Here is a 25,358-nt window from a genome sequence, read left to right on the forward strand (position 1 = left end):
CCATGATGGACGCTGTCGCGTGCGGAAAAAAGCAAAGGCCCGGGCAGGAGCCCGGGCCTTTGCAGGTGAGGCTGCAGCAGGATTACTTGAACGTGTACTTGGCGCCGACGGTGAAGTAACGGCCCAGCGCACCGGAGAAGTGCATCGGGTTGTAGTTCACGCCACCGTAGGTGGTCGGATCGAGCGGGGCGATACGATCGAACACGTTGGCCACCGAGGCATTGAGCTCGAAGGCTTCGGTGATGTTCCAGCGGCCGGACAGATCGAAGGTGGTGAACGAAGAAATCTTCGTCACCGGCGTGCCGTCCTCATAGAACGCCTGGTAGTCGCCACCGCGCTTGTCGGTGTTGTCCATCTTGGCGATGTAGTTGGCAACGCCGCTGACGCTCCATACACCCTGGCGCCAGGTGGTGCCGAAGTTGATCTTGTCCTTCGGCGTGCCGATGCAGTTGGTGACGTCGCAGTTGCCGTGGGTGCCGGCATAGTCAACGGTTTCACCGCCTTCGGTACGCTCGAACTTCAGGATGTGGCTCCACTGCAGATCCATCTCCAACTGGCCCGGGCCGATATCGAAGGTCTGGCGGATATCGGTGTCGATGCCGCGAACGCGCGAGGAGCTTGCGTTCACATAGCCGGTGTTGACGGCCAGGATGCTGCCGGAGTTGGCCACGCCGCCGATGTTGTTGGAATCACGCAGCACGCTGCCGGCGAGGATGGCGGCGGCGGTGCTGCCCTGCACGATCTCGTTGGTACGCTTGATCTGCCAGGCATCGACGGTCAGCGAGGTGCTGGAGGTCGGCTGCAGCACCAGGCCCACCGAGTAGCTCTTGGACTCTTCCGGCTTCAGGTCCTTGTTCGGGCGGGTGATGATGGCCACCGAACGCGCGGTGCACTCGGCCGGATCGATGGCGCAGCGCACCGGGTCGCGTGCGTTGGAGAACGCGGCCAGGCCACCGTCACCGTTCTCGGCCGGGTTCGGTGCGCGGAAGCCCTCGGCGTAGCTGGCGCGCAGGGCGATCCAGTCGGCCGGGGTCCACTTCACGCCCAGCTTCGGCGTGGCCTTGCCTTCACCGCTTTCGTACTTGTCGTAACGCAGCGCGGCCGACAGTTCCAGTTGCTCCAGCACCGGTGCGGACAGCTCGACGTAGCCGGCGTACACGTTCTGGGTGCCGTCGTAAGCCGAATAGCCCAGGCCGATGATGTCACCCTGGTCGGTGTAGGTCTGCGGGGTCAGGCTGTTGCTGGTCTTGCGCCATTCGGTACCGAACGCCAGGCCCAGCGGGCCGCCCTTCAGGTCCATCAGGCTGCGCGAGATGGTGAAGTCGAACATGTCCAGGCTGGACTTGGCGCGCGCGCTGATGGTCGGCGAGATGTAGTCGTACAACGCCTGCGAGTTCTGGCTGGCGTTGTCGCCAATGCGCCAGGTGCCGCCAGCGCAGTTCGGGTTGCCCAGCGCGCACAGCACGGAGCTGTAGCGCAGGAAGCCGGTGCGCTTGTTGGTCAGGTCGGTGCCCGAATGCAGGTAGGCGGTGTCGTAGCTCCAGTCACCCCAGTTGCCCTTGACGCCCACCAGGAAGCGGTTGAACTCGTTGGTGTTGTTGGTCACGCGCGGGCCGACATCCCAGGCGCTGTAGCGCAGGCGCGCGGCGTAGGGCAGCGGGTTGTCCGGGTGGCCGGCATACAGCATGGTCGCGCCGGGGCCGCTGCTGGCGTTGACCGGGCCGCGGGGGTAGCCCCAGCCGCCGGACACGCCGGACGGGGTGTTGCTGAAGATGGTTTCCTTCTTCGAGTAGCCGATCTCGGTGTAGACCTCGCCGCCTTCGCCGAAGGCGAAGCTGGCGCGACCGAACACGTTGACGTACTTCTCTTCAGGGGTCAGGTCGCGGTACTGCTGGGCCGGATCCCACAGGCAGCCCTGGGACGCCGCAGTTGCATCGCTCTGGCCCGGGATGGTGCTCAGGTTGGCACAGCCCGGCAGGGCGACCAGGTGCGGCGACGGAGCGTCGTTGTTGAACACCGAACCGTTCGGACCGACGCCGCCGTTGGTGCGGCCGCTGAGGTAGGCGCCGCCAAGGAACTGTGCGTCGGTGGCGTCATAGCCCCACGGACGGGTGTCGCCGGTGCCGATCCACTTGCGATTCTTGCGGTCGCTGATCTTGATGGCGTCGGACTTGCCGACGTCCAGGCTGAAGAACGCGTTCCAGCCATCGCTGGCCAGGTCGCCGGTACCGGCGGTCAGGGTGGCCTTCTTGGTGTCGCCGTCGCTGTCACCGGACAGGCCGTACGAGGCACGCAGGATGGCACCCTGGAAGTCGCTGCGCAGGATGATGTTGACCACGCCGGCGATGGCATCGGAACCATAGATCGCCGAGGCGCCGTCCTTCAGTACTTCCACGCGCTCGACCGCGTCGAGGGGGATGGTGCTGAGGTCGGTGAACACCTTCTGGCCGTCATCGGCCAGGCCGTAGGTGGCCATGCGACGGCCGTTCAACAGCACCAGCGTCGAGCCGGCACCGAGGCCGCGCAGCGAAATGCCGGCGCCGCCGCCGGCGAAGCCGTTGCCGAAGGTCTTGGGAATGGAGCCGGCGCCATCAGCGGTGATGGTCTGCAGGTACTCGGCAAGGGTGGTCTTGCCGGTGCGATCGATTTCCTGGCGGGTCACCACCTGCACCGGTGACGGTGTCTCGGTGTTGGTACGCGGGATGTTCGAACCGGTGACGGTGATCCGGTCAAGGTTGGTGGCCTGCTCCTGCGCGAATGCAGAGGAGGAAGCAACCGCGCCGGCCAGCAGCAGGGCGCCGCCGGTAAGGATATGGGTGATGGACGATGCCAGGTAGTTATGGCGGCGGCTGGCGGGCCGTTGGATCGGGTGTTTCACAGCTTCTCTCCTGACTGGAAAACTCGAGCATTGAGGGCTGTCTCCGGTGTGTCCCGGGACGCGTCAATCTAGGTTTCCGGCAGGTGACGGAGGTGTGAAGTTTTACTAAATTCGTAACGGTTTTCCAACGAAGTTCAAATAACCGGGCAGATTGGCCCTGTTCCGGCCCATTCACCGTTGTGGCCGGCCCGGCGCGCTGCCGGGCCGGCCTCTGACTCAGTCGGGCAGGGAGAACTGCACCGGCACCATGCCGATCGCCGGAACGGCCATGCCATCACGCTCGGCCGGCACGAAACGCCAGTGGCGCAGCACCTGCTGGCGCGCGGCCTGGTCCAGGCTGCGCGAGCCGCTGCTGCGTTCGATGCTGACATTCACCGGCTGGCCACTGGGGTCCACTTCCACCCGCAGCAGCACCGTGCCCTGCTCGTGGTTGCGCAGCGCCTGGATCGGGTAGCTGGGCGGCGGGTTGCTGCGGTACTGCAGCTGGGCACCGGCCAACGGCGTGGACGGGGCGATCGTCGGCGCCGTCTGCACCACTGTCGGCTCGGCGGCCGGCAGGATGATGCCCTGGGCCTCCTCGACGGTGGCGGTAGGCGTAGGCAGCGGTGCGGGCACCGGCGTGGCCTGCCGCTTGTGCACCACCTCCACCTTTTCGGGTTCGGTCGGCAGCGGTACCGGCGGCTTCGGTTCTTCCTTCGGAATGAACCGGATCGTGGTCTGGTCGCGGGGAAGTGCGGTGACGGCCTGGTAGGTCGCCGGAATCAGCAACATCAGGAACGCAAGCAGATGCAGGGCGATGGCCGCACTCCAGGCGGCAACGCGGGCGGGATCGAAGTGCAGGGGTACTACGGGATACGTACGAACCATGGTCCACCTCCATGCCAGTGTTGAAGTCCTCAACGCACCAGGGCCGCCATCGGGGTTGCCGCACGCGGCTGGCAGTCAATCATTAGCGCGCCGCCTCCACCACTGCCTAGAGGCAGGGGCGGCAGCGTTGAGCTGGCCTTCATCTAGCGCGGCGCACCCGGCAGCGGCGGAAACGAAAACGGCGCCCCGCAGGACGCCGTTGCAGGAAGCGGGCAGGGGCCTCAGCGGCCCAGTTCGAACACCACGTCCAGGTTGACCGAGACGGTCGATTCGCCCGGGGCGACCGGGGTGGCCTTGTCCATCGCCGCGCCCGCTGCCATCGATCGCATCATCATCGGCGGGCGGAAACCGCCACCAGCGTTCTCGGAGATGCTGACAATACGGCGCACCTGCAGGCCAAGCGACTTCGCATAGGTCTGGGCGCGGGCCTGGGCCTTCTTCAGTGCCGCCAGGCGGGCTTCGTCATAGACCGGTTCGGGCTGGTCGATCTCGAACTGCGGGCCGTTGATCTGGTTGGCGCCCTGCGCGGCCAGCGCGTCCAGCACCTTGCCGAGCTTGGCGATGTCGCGGACCTTCAGGCTGACGGTGTTGCTGGCCTGGTAGCCGGTGATCTTCGGTGCTTCGTTGTCGGCGTAACGGTACTGCGGGTTGAGGCTGACGCCGCTGGTCTGCACGTCGCGCTCGGCGATGCCGGCGGCCTTGATCGCGGCCAGTACCTTGTCCATCTGCTGGGCGTTCTGGCGCATCGCGCTGTTGCCGTCGGCGGCCTGGGTGACCACGCCGGCCGACAGGGTGGCGACGTCCGGCACGCGGGTGGCTTCGGCGTTGGCCGAGATGTTCAGCAGCGTGCCTTCGGCCGCGGCGGCGATCGACGGCGACGACGGGTCGGCATGGGCGGTCATCGAAGCTCCAAGAGCGAGGGACAGGGCAAGCAGCAGCGGGGTGGCGGTGCGGCGCATGGGATCTCCTTGTTGTGGCGGTGAGGGTGGTGTCGTAGCGATGAACGCGCTGTGAGTCCGTTCGGGGTTGCAGGCGCCGGGGAAGGATTGTCCGACGATTCAGGTACCGGCGTCAGGTTATGCTGTGTCGATGCTCTATCTTGCTTCCCGCTCCCCCCGACGCAACCAGCTGCTGGCCCGACTCGGACGCCCTTTCCAGGCCTTGGACCTGGAGGTCGCCGAGCAGCGTGCGGCCTCTGAAAGTGCCCAGGACTATGTGTGCCGGGTCGCCGCCGACAAGGCGCGCGCCGGCCTGGCGCGGGTGCTGGCCGATGACCCGCAGGCGCGGGTGCTGGGCTCGGATACCGAAGTGGTGCTCGATGGCGACGTGTTCGGCAAGCCGGCCGATGCCGCCGACGCGCGGGCGATGCTGGCGCGGCTGGCCGGGCGCACCCACCAGGTGATGACCGCCGTGGTGGTGGTGGACGCGCAGGGGCTGGACAGCGAACTGGTCGTTTCCGAGGTCACCTTCGCCGCGATCGATGCGGCCGACATCGCCGCCTACGTCGCCACCGGCGAGCCGCTGGACAAGGCGGGCGCCTATGCCATCCAGGGCGGCGCCGAGCGCTGGATCGAACACCTTTCCGGCAGCTACTCCGGTGTCATGGGGCTGCCGTTGCTGCATACCGATCGTCTGCTGGCCCGCTGCGGCGTGCTGGCCCCAACTGCTGATGCCGCCAGGGAGGCTGCCGATGTCTGAGGAAATCCTGGTCAATGTGACCCCGCGCGAAACCCGGGTCGCGGTGATCGAGAACGGCATGCTGCAGGAACTGCACATCGAGCGCGGTTGGCGCCGGGGTGTGGTCGGCAACATCTACAAGGGCAAGGTGCAGCGGGTCATGCCGGGCATGCAGGCGGCCTTCGTCGAAGTGGGGCTGGACCGCGCCGCGTTCCTGCACGCCAACGACGTGGTGCGGCCGGCACCGGTGGCCAGTGCCGATACCGAGAACACGACCCTGCCGCCGCCGTCCAGCGTGCCGATCGTGGAACTGCTGCGCGACGGCCAGGACATCGTGGTGCAGGTGGTGAAGGATCCGATCGGGACCAAGGGCGCACGCCTGACCACCCAGATCAGCATTCCCTCGCGCTACATGGTGCTGCTGCCGCAATCGAAGGTGGTGGGCGTGTCGGCGCGCATCGAGGACGAAGGCGAGCGCGCACGGCTGAAGACGCTGGTGACCGAACTGTCGGCCCAGCACGGTGGCTACGGCTACATCGTGCGCACCAACGCCGAGGGCCAGCCGGCCGAGGCCATCGCCGAAGACATCGCCTACCTGTCACGGGTATGGAACGTGGTCGAGCGTCGCGGCCGCGAGGCGGCGTCGTGCAGCAACATCTATGAAGACCTGAGCCTGCCGCTGCGCTCGGTGCGCGACCTGATCCGCAAGGACGTGGACAAGGTGAAGGTGGACTCGAAGGAGACTTTCGCCCAGCTGCAGGCCTTCGTGGCCAAGTACATGCCGGTGCTGGCCGAGAAGATCGAGCTGTATAGCGGCGATCGTCCGATCTTCGACATGTTCGGGGTCGAGGACGAGATCGGCCGTGCGCTGGACAAGCAGGTACCGCTGAAGTCGGGTGGCTATCTGGTGATCGACCAGACCGAGGCGATGACCACGATCGACGTCAATACCGGCTCGTTCCTCGGCCAGCGCAACCTGGAAGAGACGGTGTTCCGCACCAACCTGGAGGCCGCGCAGGCGGTGGCCAGGCAGCTGCGCCTGCGCAACCTGGGCGGCATCATCATCATCGACTTCATCGACATGGATGACGCCGAGCATCGCCGCCAGGTGCTGCGTACCCTGGAAAAGGCGCTGGCCCGCGACCACGCCAAGACCACGGTGTACGACTTCTCGCCGCTGGGGCTGGTGGAGATGACCCGCAAGCGCACGGTGGAAAGCCTGGAGCGTCAGCTGTCGGAGACCTGCCCGCAGTGCAGTGGCCGCGGCACCATCAAGACCACCGAAACGGTGACCTACGAGATCTTCCGCGAGATCACCCGTGCGGTGCGCCAGTTCGATGCCGCGCGCCTGCTGGTGATCGCCTCCAGCAAGGTGGTGGCGCGGATCACCGATGAGGAATCCACGGCGGTGGCCGAGCTGGAGGAGTTCCTCGGCAAGAGCATCCGCTTTCAGGCGGATGAGCAGTACCTGCAGGAGCAGTTCGATGTTGTTCTGCTCTGATCCAGGCCGACTGTCTGCTTTCGGTGGCCGATGAGCGCGCCGCCGCGCCTGCGACTGCGAAGGATCCGCCGTCATTTCATCGCCGCATGCGCGGTCGGCCTGGTCGGGCTTGCCCTGCTGGTCGGTACCCTCAGCCAGCTGCTGCCGCTGGCTGAGCGCCATCCGGACAGGATCGCGGCCTGGCTGAGCGCGCGCGCCGGACAACCGGTGCGCTTTGAACGCCTGGACACCACCTGGACCCGACGCGGTCCACTGCTGCAGTTGAAGGGCCTGCGCATCGGCGCGGGCCAGGGCCTGGCCATCGGCGAAGCCGAAGTGCTGGTGTCGATGTACAGCGGCCTGTTGCCGGGCCGCTCGCTGACCGAACTGCGCCTGCGCGGCCTGGCACTGGATCTGCAGCAGGCTGCCGATGGCCGCTGGTCGGTGCGGGGCCTGCCGCAGTCCAGTGCTGGCGGCGATCCACTGGATGCGCTGCGCCGGCTGGGCGAACTGCAGGTGATTGGCGGCCGCCTGGGCGTGCATGCGCCTGCGCTGGGCGTCGACGCCAGCCTGCCACGCATCGATCTGCGCCTGCGCGTGGATGGCGACCGCCTGCGGGTGGGCGTGCGTGCCTGGGCAGAGATCGACGCTTTGCCGCTGACGGCGGTGCTGGACCTGGATCGCCAGCGCGGCAACGGCCAGGCCTGGGTGGGTGCCGATCCGGTTGATTTCCGCGCCTGGTCGCCGTTGCTGGCGGCCGGTGGCATGCGCCTGCGCGAGGGCAAGGGCGAGCTCAACCTGTGGTTGACCCTGCGGGATTTCGCGCCGGTGGCGCTGACCACCGATTCGGATCTGCGTGATCTGCGTATCGAAGGCGCGCCGATGCCTGGCATCGCGGCTCCGCAGATGCAGCTGCAACGGTTGCAGGCGCGCCTGCGCTGGCAGCGGACCGCAGACGGTTGGGCGCTGCAGGTGCCGCGCCTGCGCCTGCAGGCCGAGGGCAGCCAGCAGCAGCTGGACGGCCTGCACGTGCGGATGGGCAAGCAGATGCAGGTGCAGGCAGGGGCGGCGCAGGCGGGTCTCGCGCTGCGCGCGCTGTCACTCGGCGACCGGCTGGATGCGGGCCTGCGCCATTGGCTGTACCTGGCCAAGCCGCAGTTGGACGTGGCGCAGCTGCAGGTGCGCGGTCAGCAGGGTGGCCCGTTGTGGGTACAGGGCGAACTGCAGTCGCTGGGCTTTGCCAGCGTTGGCAACTCGCCGGGCCTGCGCGGCCTGGGCGGCCGCTTCGAGGGCGATGCCGATGGCTTCAGCCTGCAGCTGCAGCCGCAACGCCAGCTGCAGTTCGATTGGCCGACCGGTTTCGGCGTGCGCCACGACCTGCACTTGGCCGGACAGATTGTCGGTTGGCGCGACGAGGCCGGTGGCTGGCGCATCGGCACCCCGGCGATGCGCGTGGAAGGTACCGACTACGCCGCCGACGTGCGCGGTGGCCTCTGGTTCCAGGGCGATGGCACCCGGCCGTGGATGCAGCTGGCGGCCAAGCTGGACGACGTGCCGATGACCGCCGCCAAACGTTTCTGGATCCATTCCAAAATGAGCAAGGGCGCCACCGACTGGCTGGACATGGCCTTGGCCGGTGGCCAGGTGCGCAACGGCATCGGCCTGGTCAGCGGTGATCTGGACGACTGGCCGTTCGACAACAACGACGGCCGCTTCGAGGCCACCGGCCACATCACCAACGGTGACATCCGCTTCCAGCACGATTGGCCGTTGATGAGCCAGGTGGACGCCGATGTCGCCTTCATCGGCCCCGGTTTCCACATGCAGGGCCGCGGCGATCTGGCTGGTGTCGCAGTGCAGAAATTCGAAGCCGGCATCCAGGACTTCGGCCAGCAACCGCTGTACGTGCGCGCCGACAGCCAGGGCGATGCCGGCAAGCTGCTGGCAATGCTGAGGCAGAGTCCGCTGCACAAGGAGTACGGCGACACCCTGGACAACCTCGCGGCAAGCGGTCCGGCCAAGGTGCATTTCGACCTGCTGCAGCCTCTGCATCATGACGAAGGTGGTGGCCACCTGCAGGGCACCGTGGACCTGGCTGGGCTGAAGCTGGTCGAAAAGCGTTTCCAGCTGGAATTCGACAACATGCGCGGGCAGGCCCGCTACAGCAACGCCGGCTTCGCCGCCGAGGAACTGGCGGTGCGCCATCTCGGCCAGGACGGCCGGCTGAGCCTGCGCGCCGGTGGTTTCGTGCGTGACCCCAAGCTGGCCTTTGAATCGGAACTGGCCGCCACGCTCGACGCGGGCGTGCTGATCGACCGCGCACCGGAAATGGCCTGGCTGAAGCCCTACATCAATGGCACCTCACCGTGGACCATCGCGGTGAATCTGCCGAAGGTCGCGCCGGGTGCGCCAGCGCCGCCCAGTGAGCTGCGCCTGCGCTCGGAGCTGCTGGGCACCCGCCTGGACCTGCCGGCACCGCTGCAGAAGCCGGCCAACGAAACGCTGCCGACCACCGTGGCCGCGCAGTTGCCGATGGGCGCTGGCCGCATCGACGTGGCATTCGGCCAGCGTCTGGCGCTGGCCGCGCGCAGCCACAACAACCAGACCGGCGTGCAGGTCACCCTGGGCAGCGACCGTGTCGACCGCGAGCCACCGCCCAGCGGGCTGACCATCAATGGCCGCAGCCCGACCCTGGATGCGCTGGAATGGATCGGCCTGGCCCGTGGCGCCGGTGGCGATGGCGATCCGATGCCGCTGCGCGCGGTTGACGTGCAGGTCGGCCAGCTGATGCTGATCGGTGGCGTGTTCGAGCAGACCCGTCTGCAGCTGCATCCCGGCCCGCAGGCGCTGGACGTGCGCCTGGATGGCCCGTCGCTGGCCGGCAAATTGAACGTACCCAACGCCGAGGGCGGCACCATCAGCGGCCAGCTTGATCGCGTGTACTGGCAATCGTTGCCGACCCTTCCCGGAGCCACTGCGGCACCGGCACGGGTGCAGGCCGGTGCCGACGACATGGACCCGGCCAAACTGCCGCCGTTCGCACTGGACATCGCCGACCTGAAGTTCGGCAAGGTGGTGCTGGGCCAGGCGGTGCTGCGCACGCGGCCGATCGCCAATGGCCTGAGCGTGGAAGAACTGCGCTTCCGTGCCCCCAGCCAGGAGATCGACATCCGTGGCCGTTGGCTCGGCAAGGGCGGCGGCTCGCGCACCGCGCTCGATGCGCAGGTGCGCAGTGAAGACCTGGGCGGGTTGCTGCAGAACCTCGACTACGGCGGCCAGCTGCGCGGCGGCTCCGGCCACGCCCAGCTGCAGGCGTCGTGGCCCGGTGGTCCTTCGGACTTCCAGCTGGGCAACCTGCAGGGCCAGCTGGATGTGAACGCCCGCAATGGCCAGCTGCTGGAGCTGGAACCGGGTGCCGGCCGCGTGCTGGGCCTGCTCAGCGTCGCCCAGCTGCCGCGACGGCTGATGTTCGACTTCCGCGACTTCTTCTCCAAGGGCTTCGCGTTCAACCAGGTCGAGGGCAGCGTGCAGTTCGGCGAGGGCATGGCCCGTACCGACAAGGTGCTGATCGAAGGGCCGGCAGCGAACATCACCATCCGTGGCGAAGCCGACCTGCGCAAGCAGCAGTTCGACCAGACCATCGACGTCAACCCGCGCGCGGGCAACCTGCTGACCGTGGTCGGTGCGGTGGCCGGCGGCCCGGTCGGCGCGGCGCTGGGTGCCGCCACCAATGCGGTATTGTCCAAGCCACTGGGCGAGATCGGCGCCCGCACCTACAAGGTGACCGGCCCGTGGAAGGAGCCCAAGGTGGAAGTGATCGAGCGCAGCCGCGAACGCGCGCCAGCGCCGGCACCGCCGCCGCGCATACAACCATTGCCGGCCGCGCCGCCGACCGTCACCGAACCGCCGCCGCCGCGTTGAGCCCGGCGTCCCCGTTTCCCCCGGCGGACTTGCCTGGCCGCCTTCACACCCCCAGATCGAGACCATGACTGACAACGCCCTGACGCTTGCCCAAGACCGCCTGTTGCGCCCCGGTGGCCTGGATACCGCCGGCCTGGAGCGCACCTTCGGCCAACTGCTCGGCCCCGGTGTGGACTTCGGCGACCTGTACTTCCAGCACGCCCGGCGCGAAAGCTGGAGCGTGGAAGACGGCATCGTCAAGGACGGCGCCCATTCCATCGAGCAGGGCGTGGGCGTGCGCGCGATTGCCGGCGAGAAGACCGGCTTTGCCTATTCCGACGACATCCACGCCGGTGCGTTGCTGACTGCGGCGCAGTCGGCACGTGCGATCTCGCGCGAAGGTGGCGCACAGACCGGACGCTCGCTGCTGCGCGGCGATGCGCGCGTGCTGTATCCGGCACTGGACCCGATCGACGGCATCGGCAACGAAGCCAAGGTCGAGGTGCTCAAGCGCCTGGACGGTTACCTGCGCGCGGCCGACCCGCGCGTGAAGCAGGTGATGGTCAGCCTGTCCGGTGGCGTCGATACCGTGCTGGTTGCCCGCACCGATGGTGTGCTGGGCGCCGATGTGCGCCCGCTGGTGCGCTTGAACGTGCAGGTGATCGTTGAACAGAACGGTCGCCGTGAGTCGGGTTATTCCGGCGGCGGTGGTCGCTACGGCTATGAAGTGCTGTTTGCCGATGGCCGCCCGGAAGCCTTCGCCCGCGAGGCGCTGCGACAGGCGTTGGTGAACTTGGAGGCGGTGCCGGCACCGGCCGGGGTGATGCCGGTGGTGCTGGGGCCGGGCTGGCCGGGCGTGCTGCTGCACGAGGCGGTCGGCCATGGCCTGGAAGGTGACTTCAACCGCAAGGGCACCAGCGTCTACGCCGGCAGGATCGGCGAGCGCGTGGCTGCCCCGGGCGTGACCATCGTCGACGACGGCACCCTGGATGGGCGCCGTGGTTCACTCAACATCGATGACGAAGGCCATCCCACCCAGTGCACCACGCTGATCGAGGACGGCATCCTGGTCGGCTACATGCAGGACAGCCTCAACGCGCGGCTGATGGGCGTGGCGCCGACCGGCAACGGCCGTCGTGAATCGTTCGCGCACATGACCATGCCGCGCATGACCAACACCTACATGCGCGCCGGCCAGCACGATCCGCAGGAAATGATCCGTTCGGTGAAGAAGGGCCTGTACGCAGTCAATTTCGGCGGCGGCCAGGTCGACATCACCAGCGGCAAGTACGTGTTCTCGGCCACCGAGGCCTATCTGATCGAGGATGGCCGGATCACCGCGCCGGTGAAGGGCGCGACCCTGATCGGCAACGGCCCGGAAACCATGCAGAAGGTGCGCATGGTCGGCAACGACCTGGCCCTGGACGAGGGCGTGGGTATCTGCGGCAAGGACGGGCAGAGTGTGCCGGTCGGTGTCGGCCAGCCTTCGCTGCTGATCGAGGGCATCACCGTCGGCGGTACCCAGGCCTGAGCACGGCGATGGCCACCGCCACCGCCATGCCCGACGGGGACTCAGTCCTCGTCGGTGTCGTCGACCGGCGCGTCCGCCTCGACATCCTCACCGGATGCCTTCAGGCCCAGCGCGGCCGGCAGCATCAGCGCGCGCAGCACCTGGAAGATTTCGCGGTAGGCACGCGGAGGCTTGTTCTTGGCCTTTTCGGCCTGGGCGTTGCGCACCAGCGTGCGCAGCTGCTGGCGGTCGGCCTGCGGGTAATCGTTGAGCAGTGCGGCCAGCGCGGTGTCGCCCTCGTTCATCAGGCGTTCGCGCCAGTCTTCGGCACGGTGCATCATCGCCACTTCGCGGCGGCCGGTGTCGCTGTTGGCGTCCAGCGCATCGCGGATCGCGTCCAGCGCGGCATCGTCCTCGCGGCGCATGTGCTTGGCCAGGAACGCAAGTTGCCGCTTGTGCGCGATATGGGCGGTGATCCGCTTGCACTCGGCGATGTGCGGCAGCAGGTCCTCCGGGATCGGCAGGCGCGCCAGCTGGGCCGGGGTCAGCGACACCAGCTTCTCGCCCAGGGCCAGGACGTCGAGCGCATCGCGCCGGTTCTGGCTGCGGCTCTTGTCGTGGAATTCACCGGTTTCTTCGTCGCGTCCGCGCATCGTCCATACCTGATTTCAAAAAAAGTCGCCCGGCGTGATGCCGAGCCCAACCCGCACAGGATAAAGCATTGAACGTGATCGCCCCTGAAGTTGCCGTCGGCGACGACAGCCCGGCCCGGCTGGAACGGCTGGCCGACATCTCCCAGCAGCTGCTGCAGCGTGCCCGCGCGCTGGGTGCCAGCCAGGCCGAGGTCAGCTGCAGCGAAGACCGCGGGCTGGAGGTCAATGTCCGTCTCGGCGAGGTCGAGACCGTGCAGTCCACCCGCGACCGCGGCATTGCCGTGACCGTCTACTTCGGCCTGCGCAAGGGCAGTGCCAGCACTGCCGACCTGCATGAGGGCAGCCTGCTGGCCACCGTCGAGCAGGCCTGCGCGATCGCCCGTCATACCGAGGACGACCCGGCCGCCGGCCTGGCCGACGCCGGGTTGATGGCCCGCGACTTCCCCGAACTGGACGGTTGGCACCCCTGGGAGCTGCAGGCCGACGAGGCGGTGGACCTGGCACTGGCCTGCGAGGCCGCGGGCCGCGAAGCCGATGCGCAGATCCGCAATTCCGATGGCGCCTCGGTGTCGAGCATGCAGAGCGTGTCGGTCTATGCCAATTCGCACGGCTTCATCGGCCGCGAGCGCGGCACCCACCATTCGATCGGCTGTGCGCTGATTGCCGGCACCGGCGACGGCATGCAGCGCGACGGCTGGTACACCGGCGCACTGGCCCGCGAGGACCTGGAAGATCCGGCCAGCGTCGGTCGCCGCGCCGCCGAGCGCACGATCGCCCGCCTGCAGCCGCGTTCGCTGCCGACCGGCAGCATGCCGGTGCTGTACGCGCCGGAAGTGGCGCGCAGCCTGGTGGGCCATCTGCTGTCGGCGGTGTCCGGCGGCGCACTGTACCGCCAGGCCAGCTTCCTTCTGGACAGCGTCGACCAGCAGCTGTTCCCCGACTGGATGCAGATCGAGGAGCTGCCGCACCTGCGCCGCGGCCTGCGCTCGGCCGCCTTCGATGGCGACGGCGTGGCCACGCGTGCGTCGGCCCTGGTTCGCGACGGCGTGCTGCAGCGCTACGTGCTGGGCAGCTATTCGGCACGCAAACTGGGCCTGCAGACCACCGCCAATGCCGGCGGCGTGCACAACCTGCAGCTGGCGGCCAATGCCGGTTCGCTGCAGGAGATCGCCGCGCAGATGGGCAACGGCCTGCTGGTGACCGAGCTGATGGGGCAGGGGGTGAACGGGGTGACCGGCGACTACTCGCGCGGCGCCGGCGGCTTCCGCGTGGAGGACGGCCAGATCCAGTATCCGGTGGACGGCATCACCATCGCCGGCAACCTGCGCGACATGTTCATGGCCATCGAGGCGGTTGGCAGCGACGTCGATCCGCGCTCGCATATCCGCACCGGCTCGATCCTGGTGGGGCGGATGACGATCGCCGGCAATGATTGATGCCATTGATGGCGTAAGCTAGGCCCGCCTGACGCGACCGGCTTGCCGCCGGTCGGTCAAGACCACCCAATAAAAAGGAGTTTTGTCGTGAGCGAATTCGAGAACGTCCCGGCGGCGAGCAGCGTGCCTGCCGACCAGCGCACCATGGCCCTGGCAGCGCACCTGCTGGGCATCTTCACCGGTTTCATCGGCGCGCTGATCATCTGGCTGATCAACAAGGATGACGCCAGCAAGGCCTTCGTCACCGACCAGTCGAAGGAAGCGCTGAACTTCCAGATCACCGTGGCCATCGCAATGGTGGTGTGCATCATCCTGACCATCGTGGTCATCGGCGCGATCCTGATGCCGATCGTCGGCCTGATCAGCCTGGTCTTCAGCATCATCGCTGCGGTCAAGGCCAACAACGGCGAAGCTTACCGTTACCCGTTCGCACTGCGCCTGATCAAGTAAGACAGGCTGTACGCGGATACGAAAACGCCCGGCACTGCCGGGCGTTTTTTGTTGGTGGCGGCACGCTGCCTCAGTGGTCGCGTTCCACCGCCAGCGTGGCCAGCGCGCGCAGCGCATCGGCTTCTTCGTGATAGCCCGCCAGCGCCTGCTGCATGCGAGCGGACAGTTCGCGCAGCTGCGCCTTGGCACCGTCCATGCCGAGCAGGGCGGGGAAGGTGCTCTTGTCCTGGGCCTGGTCCTTGCCGGCGGTCTTGCCCAGCTGCTCGGAACTGGCTTCGACATCGAGGATGTCGTCGCGGACCTGGAAGGCCAGGCCGAGCGCATCGGCGAAACCGTCGAGCTGGGCCAGCACGGGTTCGGGCGCTTCACCGCACAGCGCGCCCATGCGCACGGCAGCGCGGATCAGCGCACCGGTCTTCAGCGCATGCATGCGGGTGAGCGCTGCCAGCGACTGCTGCTGGCCGGTGGCATCAATATCCAGCGCCTGGCCGCCGCACATGCCGGCCGCGCCGGAGGCATGGGCCAGGGTCTGCAGGCATGCCACACGCAATGCCGCCGGCAGGGGCGCATCGGCCAGCAGGCCGAACGCACGGGTCTGCAGTGCGTCACCGGCGAGGATCGCGGTGGCTTCGTCGAAGGCGATGTGGGTGGTGGGCTTGCCACGGCGCAGGGCGTCGTCGTCCATGGCCGGCAGGTCGTCGTGCACCAGCGAATAGGCGTGGATCAGCTCCACCGCCATCGCTGCGGCATCGAGCCTGTCCAGCGGGGCACCGAACACCTGGCCGGCGGCATAGACCAGCAAGGGGCGCATGCGCTTGCCGCCACCGAGCACGGAATAGCGCATTGCCTGGTGCAGGCGTTGCGGGGCTTCGGCCGGTGAGGGCAGGGCGGCGTCGAGCTGGCTTTCGATACGGTCGCGCCAGCGCGCGAACAACGCCTCAGCCGTCATGGCTGGGCGGATCGAAGGGTTCGGCGGTTTCGGGCTGGGCCGGATCGCTGAGCAAACGCACGCGCAGTTCGGCCTGCTCCAGCGCCTGCTGGCACTGGCGGTACAGACCCACGCCACGTTCGTAAGCACTGAGCGAGGCTTCCAGGCTCAGCTCGCCGGTTTCCATCTGCTCCACCAGTTGTTCCAGCGATTCGAGCGACTGCTCGAACTGGGCGACCGGGGAGGCGTTTTCGGGGGACTTCTTGGCCATGCGACAAGTGTGGACGGCGCGCGCGCGAGGGTCAATTCACCAGCCGCCCGGATGCCACTGCAACTGTGCATTGTGTGCCTGCAGCCAGGCCTGCAGCGGTGCGGAAACAACCACGTCGGCGGCCGCCAGCAGCTGCTCTCGGTCGAACAGCAGGGGCAGCTGCGCGCGTCGCCAGGGCGCCAAATGCTCGCGCTGCAGGCAGTCCTTCAGCGCGGATGAATGCGTACGGCCGGGCAGTACGATGCGTTCGCCGCCCTGACGGGCGCGCAGTTGCAGCGGGTGTTCGAAGCCGTCCGTGCCAAGCAGGCGCAGCTGGCCGCCGTCGGGCAGCTGCAACGGCGCGCGGCCGTCCCACGCCGCCTGCCAGTCCTTCGGCAGAGCCGGCAGTTCTGCCGGCAGCAGGTAGGCGTGCTGGCGCCACTGGCGGATGGCGTGCTGCTGCCAACGCACCTGCGATTGCCGATCGGCGCCGGCGATCATCAATTCGTTCTGTGCCTGCCGCAGTACGTGCGCCGGCAGCGGTGCTGCGTTGTGCTGGCGTACCCACGCACGCAGCACGCGCGCAGCACGCTCCGGTGCGACCTGGCGCAGCAGCTCCAGCGACAGCACACGTGGTGCCACTTCCAGGTGAGCGAGCAGCTCGGCGTCTTCTTCATCCAGCAATGCACGGGTCTGCGCGCAATGCGCGGCGCTGCCGGCCAATGCGGCAGTGGCGTGTGGCCAGCGCTGGCGCAGCAGCGGCAGTACCCGCAGGCGCAGGAAATTGCGGTCGGCGTGGTCTTCGCTGTTGCTGGGGTCTTCGATCCAGTGCAGGCCGTGAGTCGTGGCGTAGGTCTGCAGGCTGCTGCGAGGCACATCGAGCAATGGCCGCCACAGCCGATGGCCATCGAGGTGGCTGTCAGCGGTCATCGCCGCCAGCCCATCGATGCCCGAACCGCGCAGCGCGCGCAGCAGGAAGGTCTCGGCCTGGTCATCCTGGTGCTGGGCCAGCGCCAGGGTTTCTCCAGCCTGCAATTCGGCGGTGAATGCCGCGCGGCGTGCCAGCCGGGCAGCACCTTCGAGGCCATGGCCGCCCTCACGCCTGACCTGCACGTGGTGCACGGCCAGTTCGATGCCCAGCGCAGCACATTGCTGCTGGCAGTGGCGCACCCAATCATCGGCAGCCGGTTGCAGGCCGTGGTGGACATGGATGGCACGCAGCGGCGTGCCGGCGGCCTGCGCCGATTGCCACAGCCAGTGCAGCAGCACGGTCGAATCCAGCCCACCGCTGTAGCCGACCAGCAGCGGTGCATCCAGCGGAACGAGGGCGGGGAAGGCGGTCACGGCGGCAAGTATAGGGTGGGTGGGTGAACCGGCAGGGCTGCGCCCTGCACCTGCCGATGCCAGGGCAATGGCAACAGCCAAAGCAACAGCGGGCGTTCCGTGGGATGGCGGGGTGGGTCCGGTTGCGGGGACGCCGTAAACCCATCCATGGGGGCTTGGCCGCGGCATCCATGCCGCGGACACCCCCGCAACCGGACCCACCCCGCCTTCGACAGATCTCCGTGATCTGTTGGAACGGCATGGCCTGCCTTTGGTGGGTGTCGACCTTGGTCGACACGTAGATCCACGCCATGCGTGGATGAATTTCAATCGAAATTGAATATTTCGACAGTTGATCGAAGAGCATCCACGCATGGCGTGGATCTACTGGCCACCGGCCAACTGTCAGAGGTGGGGCGGTGTCGGATTGCGGGGTGTCAGCCGCATGGATGCGGCTGCCAAGCCCCCATGGATGGGTTCACGGCGTCCCCGCAATCCGACACCGCCCCGCCATCCCACGGAATGCCGCTGTTGCTGTCGCTGTTGCTCGGCTGTTGCCGTTGTTTCGGCAGGTGCAGGGCGCAGCCCTGCCGATAAACCCCTTACTTCAGCCGGCGACCGGAACGATCGATGCGGAACCACTCGCCGCCTTCCATCGGCGTATGCCCGTCGCCATCGGGCGTGCCTCGGCGGCAGCCGTTGCAGACCTCGGCCACGCCGTCCTGGAATGGCCAGCCAAAATCGAACGTGGCCGCAATCACCTGCTCGAAGGCGGCGTTGAAGTAGCCCACGCGATTGCCGACGCGGCCGCGGAACAGGCCTTCCTGCAGCGGATCTGCGCCGTTGTCCCAGGTGATCACCGCCTGGCTGCGGCCGCGACGGTCGACGTAGTGGAAACCGTCGGCAGTCTGTACCAGCGCCAGGCCATCGGCGTCGTAGGGAAGATCCTGCAGGGTGTCCGCGCTGATCTGCGGCTTGTGATCGACGACCTTGCAGCCGGGCAGCATCCACAACCCGTGTTCTTCGGTCATGACCTTGCAGGCCGGCCCCTGCGCTGACGCGCAGGTACTGGCCAGCACGCCCAGCAGGGCCAGCCAGCGCGCACGGCGCAGGTTGGCCAGGGCAGGGCGTGCCGGCCGGGCCATCACTTGCTGTCCGCCTTGCGCTCGAAGGTGACCGGTGCCGGCAGTTCCACCGGTACGCCCTTGTCGTCGCAGGTGCCGGCCTTGCACAGGCGGTCGCGCAGGGCCGGGGTGGCCTGCACGATCATGTGGTAGATCGCGTTCTGTTCCAAGGTGCCGCGGATCGCCTTGCTGCCCGGGCCGCGTGCCCAGATGCCGACGTCCTCGCCACCATGCGATTCGGACTTCATCGGGACCAACGCTTCCTGCATATAGTCCGGATGCTCGGTATCGACATCGTGCAGGTTCGGGCGGCCGTTGGCCGGCTCGAAGCTGCTGGGGTTGTGCGGGTAGCGCTTCGGGCCCGCCGGCTGCTGGTTGCTGGTGCCGGTGTGGCCGGGGCCGTTGGCATAGCTCAGGGTGGTGTAGGGCTGGCCGTTGCCATCCAGTGCCAGGTCGAGCTTGCCCGCGCCGTCTTCGCCGCCCTTGTCCTTCACCTTGCCCAGGATCGGGTTGCCACGGGCCGGGTAGCCGACGAAGTTCAGGGTGTGCGAATGGTCGGCGGTGACGATGATCAGCGTGTCGTCGGCCGAGGTCAGCTCGTTGGCCACGCGCACGGCATCGGACAGGGCCACGGTTTCGGTCAGCGCACGGTAGGCGTTGCCGCTGTGGTTGGCGTGGTCGATGCGCGCGCCTTCGATCATCAGCACGTAGCCTTCCTGATGGCGCGACAGGTTCTTGATCGCTGCAGCGGTCAGCTCGGCCAGGCTCGGCTCACCGGCCGGGTCCTGCGGGCGTTCGTACTCGTAGCGCATGTGGTCCGGCTCGAACAGGCCAAGAATCGCCGGAGCGTTGGCGGCGGCCTGCAGCTGCTTGCTGTTCCACACATAGGCGCCCTGCGGGTGCGCCTGCTGCCATTCCTGCACCAGGCTGCGGCCGTCCAGGCGCTGGCCGACCTTGTCGTCGTACTCGGGGTCGCGCTCTTCCACGGTGGTGAATTCACCACGACCGCCGCCCAGGGCGACCAGCGGGCCACGGCCGTAGCGCGAGGTCGACAGCAGCTGCTGGGCGATGTCCTTGCAGCCGGCGGCCTTGGCCGCTTCGGTCAGGTCGGTGTCGTTTTCCCAGTTGCGCTCGGGCGAATGCGCGTAGGTCGCGGCCGGCGTGGCATGGGTCAGGCGTGCGGTGGAGACCACGCCGGTGGCCAGGCCGGCGCTGTCGGCCAGCTGCAGCCAGGTCAGCAGGCCCTTGGACAGGCTGTCGGCGCAGTCGGTGCGGCTGCCGGCACTGACGCCGATCGCACCCATGTGGGTCTTCACGCCGGTGGTGATGGCGGTCATGGTGCCGGCCGAATCCGGCGTCTGCGAATCGGTGTTGTAGGTCTTGCTGAACGCGGTGGCCGGGAAGCGCTCCCACGACAACAGGTTCTCTTCGCCCGAGCCGCCCTTCTGCTGGCCTTCGTAGATACGCGAGGCAGCCACGGTTGTCAGGCTCATGCCATCACCCAGGAACAGGATGACGTTTTTGGCCTTGCCGGCCATCGCGCCATTGGCGGCCGCCTGGGCGGCACCGCTGCGGTACCACCACTGCGGGGTTTCACCGGCAGGGTGGGCGACGGGGGCGACGCTGACCTTCAGGCCGGCCGGGGCGGACGCGGGGGCGGTGCTGGCGCAGGCGCCCAGCAGCAGGGTCGTGGCGCAGGCGGCCAACAGGGAGACGGAACGACGCATGGACGCTGGGATCTCACAAAGTGTAACGGGACGTTCATTATGCCCGGCCTCGCAAGGCACGCCGATGACACACTGATTTGCCATGTGGGCGGTCGTTCTGCGGCCCGCCTTGGGCTATCGTGCCAGCATCCCTTCCTACCCCCTTGGATTGCCTATGAAGCTGGTCTCTGCCTGGCTGCGGATTCCATTCTGGCAGCGCGTGGTCGGTGGCTTCGTGCTCGGTGCGTTGGCCGGCTGGGCGCTTGGCCCGGCCGCTGAAACCTGGTTCGGCCCGCTCGGCGAGCTGTACGTCACCCTGATCAAGATGATCGCGGTGCCGCTGGTGTTCTTCGCGGTCATCAACGCGATCTCTTCGCTGCACGGCCAGAAATCGGTGGCCGCGCTCAGCGGGCGCACGTTCCTGTGGTTTGTGATCACCGCCGCGCTCGCGGTATGCGTGGGCCTGGGCGTGGGTACGGTGCTGCAGCCCGGCGCCGGTGGCCTGCAGCTGTCGATGGCCAGCAACTATGTGCCGCGCGAAGTGCCCAGCGTGGTGCAGGTGCTGCTGGATGTGGTGCCGTCCAACGTGTTCTACGCGCTGTCGGGCATCGGCACCAAGGTCAACGCCGCCGGTGAAACCGTGTTGGCCGCAGGCCGTGGTTCGATCCTGCCGGTGATCTTCTTCGCTGGCCTGGTCGGCTTTGCCATCGTCAAGCTCGGCGAGAAGGTGACCGAAGCGCGCAAGCTGGTCGGGCAGATGAGCGACATCATGATCCAGGTGACCCGCTTCGTGCTGGAAGTCACCCCGATCGGCACCTTCGGCCTGATCGCCGGCCTGGTCGGCAGCTATGGTTTCGAGAAGCTGCTGCCGCTGGGCCACTTCGTGCTGGCGCTGTACGTGGCCTGCGCGCTGCACATCGTGGTGGTGTACAGCGCGCTGCTGCTGGCGCACGGCCTGAACCCGCTGAAGTTCTTCCGCGGCGCGGCGCCGGGCATGCAGGTGGCGTTCGTCAGCTCCTCCAGCTTCGCGGCGATGCCGGTCGCGCTGCGTTCGATCACCCACAACCTGGGCGTGAACAAGGATTACGGTTCGTTCGCGGTGCCGCTGGGCGCGAGCATCAAGATGGACGGCTGCGGCGCGATCTATCCGGCGCTGTGCGCGGTGTTCATCGCCCAGTACAGCGGTGTGCCGCTGACGCCCGAGCAGTACGTGGTGGTGCTGATCGCTTCGGTGCTGGGCAGCTTCGGTACCGCCGGCGTGCCGGGTACGGCGGTGATCATGGCGACGGTGGTACTGAGCGCGGCCAACCTGCCGCTGGAAACCATCGGCTATCTGTACGCGATCGATCGCATCCTGGACATGATGCGCACGATGACGAATGTGACCGGTCAGATGCTGGTGCCGGTGCTGGTGGCCAAGGAAACCGGCCTGCTCGACCAGACGGTGTACGACAACCCGTCGACCAACGTCGGCATCGATGATCCCGACCCGAGCCCGCCGCGCGCCTGAAGCGGCACTGCAACGGGCTGTATCAGTACCTGTAACACTGCTGATACAGCCCCGATGGCGCCTTGCGCAGTGGTGTTTCCTGCGCGTTAAGGCCAACGAAATCCGAACGAAGTTGTAACACTGCGGCGTCATGCCGCCGTGCTGTTGCCCGTGAAACCCCTGCTGCGACGGCCTCCCGGTGTTGGCACGAAAGCTGCTCACTCCCTGCGCATAGGCAACGGGAGAGCGGCATGGACGGCAGCACCACCCTTTTCACTGTTTCGGGCCGGCAGCTGGCGCTGCTGCTGATGCTGGTCGTTCCGCTGGCGGCTGCGGCCTCGGGTGCCCGCCAGGGGGTGAAGGCGCAGCCGGGTGAAATCGTCCTGCTGCGCGATGTCGCCACGCGCCCGGCCTACCGCATGGCGCCGCCCGGCGTGGCATTGATCGCCGATCCGAAACCGCAACATGAGATCGCCGCTGCACTCGGCAGCGGTGGCGCCGCCAGCGGCATGGATGAACTCAGCGAGGACGACTACGCCGGTCTCGGTGCCGGTCAGTCCGGCAACGTGCACGCGCACGGTGTCACCACCGTCGAGCGGGTGACCCAGCAGGCATTGGGCGGAACCCTCGGCCGCTCGGGCGAGGGGATGATCAGTGGCAGCAGCCTCAGCGGTGCGATGAGCGGCCCGCTGGGTGCGGTCGGCAATACCACACGCGGCATCGGCGATACCGTGCGCGGCGCACTATCGCAGTTCCCGCTGGGCGCACCGGCGCAGGCGGGTGGCAAGTGAAGCGCGCAGTGCTGCTGGCGGCCTGGCTGGCAGTGCCGGCCGTAGCCTTGGCCGACGACTACAGCGGCATGTTGGCCTACCTCGACGTGACCCGCATCGACGGCCACGCGCTGGCCGGTGCCAGTGGTGCCATCGCCATCAACCAGGCGGCCGGCGATCTCAACCTCCAGGCCAACCTGCATGGCATGGCCAGCGGCGACCGCGCCGACGTGGCCATCGCCGCACGGCAGCAGCACAGCAACGATGTGGTGCTGTCGGCACCACTGGAAGCCAGCGCGCACATCGCCGGACAGGCACTGGCAGGGGCCAGTGGCATTGCATCGATCAACCAGGCCAGCGGCATCGCCAACACGACGCTCAATGTCGTCAGCGCGACGCTGGCCCGGCAAGGAATACGCGAATCCGATGACACGGCGTTGGCCGCCTCGGACATCGCGTCAGCAGGGGGGCAGGGCGACACCGGTGACGGTGTTGCGGCGGGTATCCGCAGTGTCGGCGTTTCCTCGACGGCACTGCGGGGCTTCGACGGTGTCCTGCAACTCAATCAGATCGCGGGAGCGCGAAACGATACGGCCAATGTTCTGGGCCTGGTCGTGCAGGGCAACCCGTGAGTACCACCCACCCGAACCAATCACCTGATGAGAGAGAGGGCACCATGAAAGCGACTGTCAAAAAGACCGTACTCGCCATGGCAATTGCCACTGCCTCGACCGCTGCTGCGGCCAATGGCTGGGACAACCAGAACGCCAATGCGAACATCAACCACAACCACGTCGTGACCGAAACCCGCAACGACACGCACAACCACACCGACAACGAAGTCCGCAACTGGACCCGCAGCAACACCACGGTACGCAACAACACCGATACCTCGAACGTGACCCGCAATCGCACGGTGAACGTCAACGAGCAGGTGCAGAAGAACAGCAACATCCAGGCCGACGAGCGCAAGGAAAAGAACAACCACGGCGTCGACGTGAACCTGGAGAAGGACCTGCGGCTGAGTTCGGACATCAACTTCTCCGGCGATCCGACCATCACCGGTGACATCGATCTGGATTCGGCCGCCATCGCCGTGATCGACAACCGCCAGTCGATCAGCAACAACCTCACCGGCAACAGCCTGGTCACCAACAGCGCTTCGATCGCCGATGATGTCGGCGCCGGTGCCTCCGGCAACCTCGGCTTCAACGTGGTGGCTGGTGACAACAACGCGCAGGACAACGCTGCGTCGCTGTCGGCTGCGGATGCCTCCTTCAGCTTCGGCATGGCCGACGCCGAGGTGTTCGTCAACCAGGCCGGCTTCGGCAACACCACCATGAACTCCGGCGTCACCAACGCCGCAGGCCTCGGTGGCAATGCCTTCGGCGGTGCATCGGGCAACATCGGTGTGAACATCGCCTCGGGCAACAACAACGAGCAGAAGAACGCACTTGCTGCATCGGTAGCCACCAGTGCGATGGCGCAGTCGAGCATCAGCTCCAACCAGGTGTCCACCGGCAACACCGTGTCCAACGCCGGCTTCGTGCAGTCCTACACCGATACGGTGCAGGTCGGCCTGAGCGGTCGCGTCGCTGGCGGTACCCTGGCCGTGGGTGCCGGTACCTATCGCGGCACCGGCAATGCCTACCAGATGGCCAACTACTACCTCGATACGTGGAGTGGCGATCTGCCGCATCCGGGTGGCAATGCGACCGGGCACATCGATCTGGACAACGAGATCCAGAACGCAACGATGAACCCGAACCGGCCGGGAGTGGGTGGCCTGGGCTTCGATACGCGTGAAAGCGGCACCAGCCAGTTCGTCGAGCTGGGCGTGGCCGACCTGTATGCCAGCCTCAGTGGCACGGTCAGCACCACCCGCTGGGTGAACGTCAATGCGACCAACACCTCGGCACTGTCCGGCAGCGCGTTCTCCGGCGCGTCCGGCAACATCGGCGTGAACGTGGCATCGGGTACCGGCAACCTGCAGGCCAACAGCCTGGCATTGGCCGTGGCACAGCCGAGCACCGGCGGTGGGACCGGCGGCGGCGAATGATCCACGGTGTGACCGCTTTCGCAGCGAACCTGCGTTGAGCGCAACAAGCCCGGCCATCCGCCAATGGCCGGGTTCCCCCGGGAGCCCCTGTCCCTCCTCCCCCTTGGGGCAGGGGCTCCTTCCTTCTCGTGGAGAACAGCATGGCCGGTCATCGCTGGTGGTTGCGTTTGCTGCCCTGCCTGCTGCTGTTGACCAGCGCATCTGGCTGGGCAGGCGAGGTGGTGTTCAGCGGGGTGCTGCCCAATGGCGCGCTGCTGCAGCAGAAGGTGGAAAGCATGCAGGAGCGGCGTTATCGCAACCTGGTGCGGCAGCACACCGACTACAGCTGCGGGGCGGCCGCTCTGGCCACCATCCTGCGTTATGCCTACCACCTGGACACCACCGAGGCGACGGTGATCGAGGGAATGATGGGGGTATCCGATCCACAGCTGGTCAAGGAACGCGGTTTCTCGTTGTTGGACATCAAACGCTATGTCGAATCGCTGGGCATGCGTGGACGCGGCTATCGCATCGATGAATCGCGGCTGCGCACGTTGCGGGTTCCTGGACTGGTGCTGATGGATGTACGCGGCTTCCGGCATTTCGTCGTGCTCAAGCAGGTGCGCGACGGCGTGGTGGAAGTGGCCGATCCGATTCTGGGCAACCGCAGCCTGTCATTGGAAGAGTTCAGCGCCGCCTGGCCGTCACGTGCTGTTTTCGTCGTGATCGGCAGCGACTTCGATCGCAACACGGTGCTGCTGCAACCCAGCGAACGGCCCAGTGCCCGCGCGTTGTATGCGCGGCAGGGACCGATCACCGATGCCGAACTGGTCGACTTCGGCTTCAGCCACGCCGACCTGTTCTGAAGGAGGCACGATC

20 protein-coding genes are annotated in these 25,358 nt (G+C 67.2%); 11 read left to right on the forward strand and 9 right to left on the reverse strand.

Features of this window, described 5'->3' with window-relative positions:
- Positions 1–82: 82 nt before the first annotated feature.
- The 3 genes from HFK18_RS10725 to HFK18_RS10735 form a co-directional block, all read right to left on the reverse strand.
- On the reverse strand, positions 83–2,878 hold the full coding sequence (locus HFK18_RS10725) for a TonB-dependent receptor (RefSeq protein WP_180166276.1): 2,796 nt from the start codon (positions 2,876–2,878) through the stop codon (positions 83–85).
- Positions 2,879–3,094: 216 nt separating this feature from the next.
- Entirely contained in the window at positions 3,095–3,745 is a 651-nt protein-coding gene (locus HFK18_RS10730; RefSeq protein WP_180166277.1) for an energy transducer TonB, read from the reverse strand.
- Between the two features lie 221 nt (positions 3,746–3,966).
- Positions 3,967–4,704, reverse strand: a complete 738-nt coding sequence (locus HFK18_RS10735) for an SIMPL domain-containing protein (RefSeq protein ID WP_100553160.1) — start codon at positions 4,702–4,704, stop codon at positions 3,967–3,969.
- 130 nt (positions 4,705–4,834) lie between these two features.
- On the opposite strand from HFK18_RS10735, the gene HFK18_RS10740 reads away from it, so the two are divergent.
- The 4 genes from HFK18_RS10740 to tldD all read left to right on the forward strand — a co-directional run bounded on the left by HFK18_RS10740 (position 4,835) and on the right by tldD (position 12,333).
- Positions 4,835–5,443, forward strand: coding sequence for a Maf family nucleotide pyrophosphatase (locus tag HFK18_RS10740; RefSeq protein ID WP_180166278.1), 609 nt, complete (start codon positions 4,835–4,837; stop codon positions 5,441–5,443).
- Positions 5,436–6,923 (forward strand): ribonuclease G, encoded by a 1,488-nt coding sequence (gene rng / locus HFK18_RS10745; RefSeq protein ID WP_100553158.1) that lies wholly within the window; start codon positions 5,436–5,438, stop codon positions 6,921–6,923. Before HFK18_RS10740 ends, rng begins: the two co-directional genes overlap by 8 nt.
- 30 nt (positions 6,924–6,953) lie before the next feature.
- A complete protein-coding gene (locus HFK18_RS10750; RefSeq protein ID WP_180166279.1) occupies positions 6,954–10,823 on the forward strand; it encodes a YhdP family protein in 3,870 nt (1,289 codons plus the stop codon).
- 64 nt (positions 10,824–10,887) lie between these two features.
- Positions 10,888–12,333: a metalloprotease TldD gene (gene tldD / locus HFK18_RS10755; RefSeq protein ID WP_180166280.1), complete on the forward strand. Its 1,446-nt coding sequence runs from the start codon at positions 10,888–10,890 to the stop codon at positions 12,331–12,333.
- A 41-nt stretch (positions 12,334–12,374) separates the two neighbouring features.
- On the opposite strand, the gene yjgA is transcribed toward tldD, so the two are convergent.
- Entirely contained in the window at positions 12,375–12,965 is a 591-nt protein-coding gene (gene yjgA / locus HFK18_RS10760) for a ribosome biogenesis factor YjgA (protein WP_100553155.1), read from the reverse strand.
- 68 nt (positions 12,966–13,033) lie between these two features.
- On the opposite strand from yjgA, the gene pmbA reads away from it, so the two are divergent.
- The gene (gene pmbA, locus HFK18_RS10765; protein ID WP_180166281.1) at positions 13,034–14,401 is read left to right on the forward strand and encodes a metalloprotease PmbA; all 1,368 of its coding nucleotides are present in this window, start codon (positions 13,034–13,036) and stop codon (positions 14,399–14,401) included.
- An 87-nt stretch (positions 14,402–14,488) separates the two neighbouring features.
- Positions 14,489–14,851, forward strand: a complete 363-nt coding sequence (locus tag HFK18_RS10770; protein ID WP_099818995.1) for a DUF4870 domain-containing protein — start codon at positions 14,489–14,491, stop codon at positions 14,849–14,851.
- A 70-nt stretch (positions 14,852–14,921) separates the two neighbouring features.
- Here the strand turns inward: HFK18_RS10770 and HFK18_RS10775 are convergent, their stop codons facing one another.
- The 5 genes from HFK18_RS10775 to HFK18_RS10795 form a co-directional block, all read right to left on the reverse strand.
- A complete protein-coding gene (locus HFK18_RS10775) occupies positions 14,922–15,800 on the reverse strand; it encodes a farnesyl diphosphate synthase (RefSeq protein ID WP_180166282.1) in 879 nt (292 codons plus the stop codon).
- Complete coding sequence (locus HFK18_RS10780) at positions 15,790–16,050, reverse strand: exodeoxyribonuclease VII small subunit (RefSeq protein WP_006381978.1); 261 nt, start codon at positions 16,048–16,050, stop codon at positions 15,790–15,792. Before HFK18_RS10780 ends, HFK18_RS10775 begins: the two co-directional genes overlap by 11 nt.
- Positions 16,051–16,086: 36 nt before the next feature.
- Entirely contained in the window at positions 16,087–17,373 is a 1,287-nt protein-coding gene (gene tilS, locus HFK18_RS10785; protein WP_343202955.1) for a tRNA lysidine(34) synthetase TilS, read from the reverse strand.
- A 581-nt stretch (positions 17,374–17,954) separates the two neighbouring features.
- Positions 17,955–18,500, reverse strand: a complete 546-nt coding sequence (locus HFK18_RS10790; RefSeq protein ID WP_180166283.1) for a WG repeat-containing protein — start codon at positions 18,498–18,500, stop codon at positions 17,955–17,957.
- Positions 18,497–20,203: an alkaline phosphatase gene (locus tag HFK18_RS10795; protein WP_180166284.1), complete on the reverse strand. Its 1,707-nt coding sequence runs from the start codon at positions 20,201–20,203 to the stop codon at positions 18,497–18,499. The genes HFK18_RS10790 and HFK18_RS10795 overlap by 4 nt, the downstream gene beginning before the upstream one ends.
- A gap of 154 nt (positions 20,204–20,357) precedes the next feature.
- Between HFK18_RS10795 and HFK18_RS10800 the strand changes: the two genes are divergently transcribed.
- The 5 genes from HFK18_RS10800 to HFK18_RS10820 all read left to right on the forward strand — a co-directional run bounded on the left by HFK18_RS10800 (position 20,358) and on the right by HFK18_RS10820 (position 25,345).
- Complete coding sequence (locus tag HFK18_RS10800; RefSeq protein ID WP_025876066.1) at positions 20,358–21,692, forward strand: dicarboxylate/amino acid:cation symporter; 1,335 nt, start codon at positions 20,358–20,360, stop codon at positions 21,690–21,692.
- 287 nt (positions 21,693–21,979) lie between these two features.
- The gene (locus HFK18_RS10805; RefSeq protein WP_306669834.1) at positions 21,980–22,462 is read left to right on the forward strand and encodes a hypothetical protein; all 483 of its coding nucleotides are present in this window, start codon (positions 21,980–21,982) and stop codon (positions 22,460–22,462) included.
- A complete protein-coding gene (locus HFK18_RS10810) occupies positions 22,459–23,073 on the forward strand; it encodes a hypothetical protein (protein WP_180166286.1) in 615 nt (204 codons plus the stop codon). Before HFK18_RS10805 ends, HFK18_RS10810 begins: the two co-directional genes overlap by 4 nt.
- Before the next feature lie 44 nt (positions 23,074–23,117).
- The gene (locus HFK18_RS10815) at positions 23,118–24,500 is read left to right on the forward strand and encodes an adhesin (protein WP_089236356.1); all 1,383 of its coding nucleotides are present in this window, start codon (positions 23,118–23,120) and stop codon (positions 24,498–24,500) included.
- 140 nt (positions 24,501–24,640) lie between these two features.
- Positions 24,641–25,345, forward strand: coding sequence for a C39 family peptidase (locus HFK18_RS10820; protein WP_180166287.1), 705 nt, complete (start codon positions 24,641–24,643; stop codon positions 25,343–25,345).
- The last annotated feature ends 13 nt before the right edge of the window (positions 25,346–25,358 follow it).

The sequence above is a fragment of the Stenotrophomonas sp. SbOxS2 genome, assembly GCF_013416715.1.
Lineage (GTDB): Bacteria > Pseudomonadota > Gammaproteobacteria > Xanthomonadales > Xanthomonadaceae > Stenotrophomonas > Stenotrophomonas lactitubi.

Bases quoted from the DNA above. Each gene is read 5' to 3' on its own strand.
- HFK18_RS10730 (WP_180166277.1), bottom strand. From the start codon at position 3,745: ATGGTTCGTACGTATCCCGTAGTACCCCTGCACTTCGATCCCGCCCGC.
- HFK18_RS10735 (WP_100553160.1), bottom strand. From the start codon at position 4,704: ATGCGCCGCACCGCCACCCCGCTGCTGCTTGCCCTGTCCCTCGCTCTT.
- HFK18_RS10740 (WP_180166278.1), top strand. From the start codon at position 4,835: ATGCTCTATCTTGCTTCCCGCTCCCCCCGACGCAACCAGCTGCTGGCC.
- rng (WP_100553158.1), top strand. From the start codon at position 5,436: ATGTCTGAGGAAATCCTGGTCAATGTGACCCCGCGCGAAACCCGGGTC.
- HFK18_RS10750 (WP_180166279.1), top strand. From the start codon at position 6,954: ATGAGCGCGCCGCCGCGCCTGCGACTGCGAAGGATCCGCCGTCATTTC.
- tldD (WP_180166280.1), top strand. From the start codon at position 10,888: ATGACTGACAACGCCCTGACGCTTGCCCAAGACCGCCTGTTGCGCCCC.
- yjgA (WP_100553155.1), bottom strand. From the start codon at position 12,965: ATGCGCGGACGCGACGAAGAAACCGGTGAATTCCACGACAAGAGCCGC.
- HFK18_RS10775 (WP_180166282.1), bottom strand. From the start codon at position 15,800: ATGACGGCTGAGGCGTTGTTCGCGCGCTGGCGCGACCGTATCGAAAGC.
- HFK18_RS10780 (WP_006381978.1), bottom strand. From the start codon at position 16,050: ATGGCCAAGAAGTCCCCCGAAAACGCCTCCCCGGTCGCCCAGTTCGAG.
- HFK18_RS10795 (WP_180166284.1), bottom strand. From the start codon at position 20,203: ATGCGTCGTTCCGTCTCCCTGTTGGCCGCCTGCGCCACGACCCTGCTG.
- HFK18_RS10800 (WP_025876066.1), top strand. From the start codon at position 20,358: ATGAAGCTGGTCTCTGCCTGGCTGCGGATTCCATTCTGGCAGCGCGTG.
- HFK18_RS10805 (WP_306669834.1), top strand. From the start codon at position 21,980: ATGCTGGTCGTTCCGCTGGCGGCTGCGGCCTCGGGTGCCCGCCAGGGG.
- HFK18_RS10815 (WP_089236356.1), top strand. From the start codon at position 23,118: ATGAAAGCGACTGTCAAAAAGACCGTACTCGCCATGGCAATTGCCACT.
- HFK18_RS10820 (WP_180166287.1), top strand. From the start codon at position 24,641: ATGGCCGGTCATCGCTGGTGGTTGCGTTTGCTGCCCTGCCTGCTGCTG.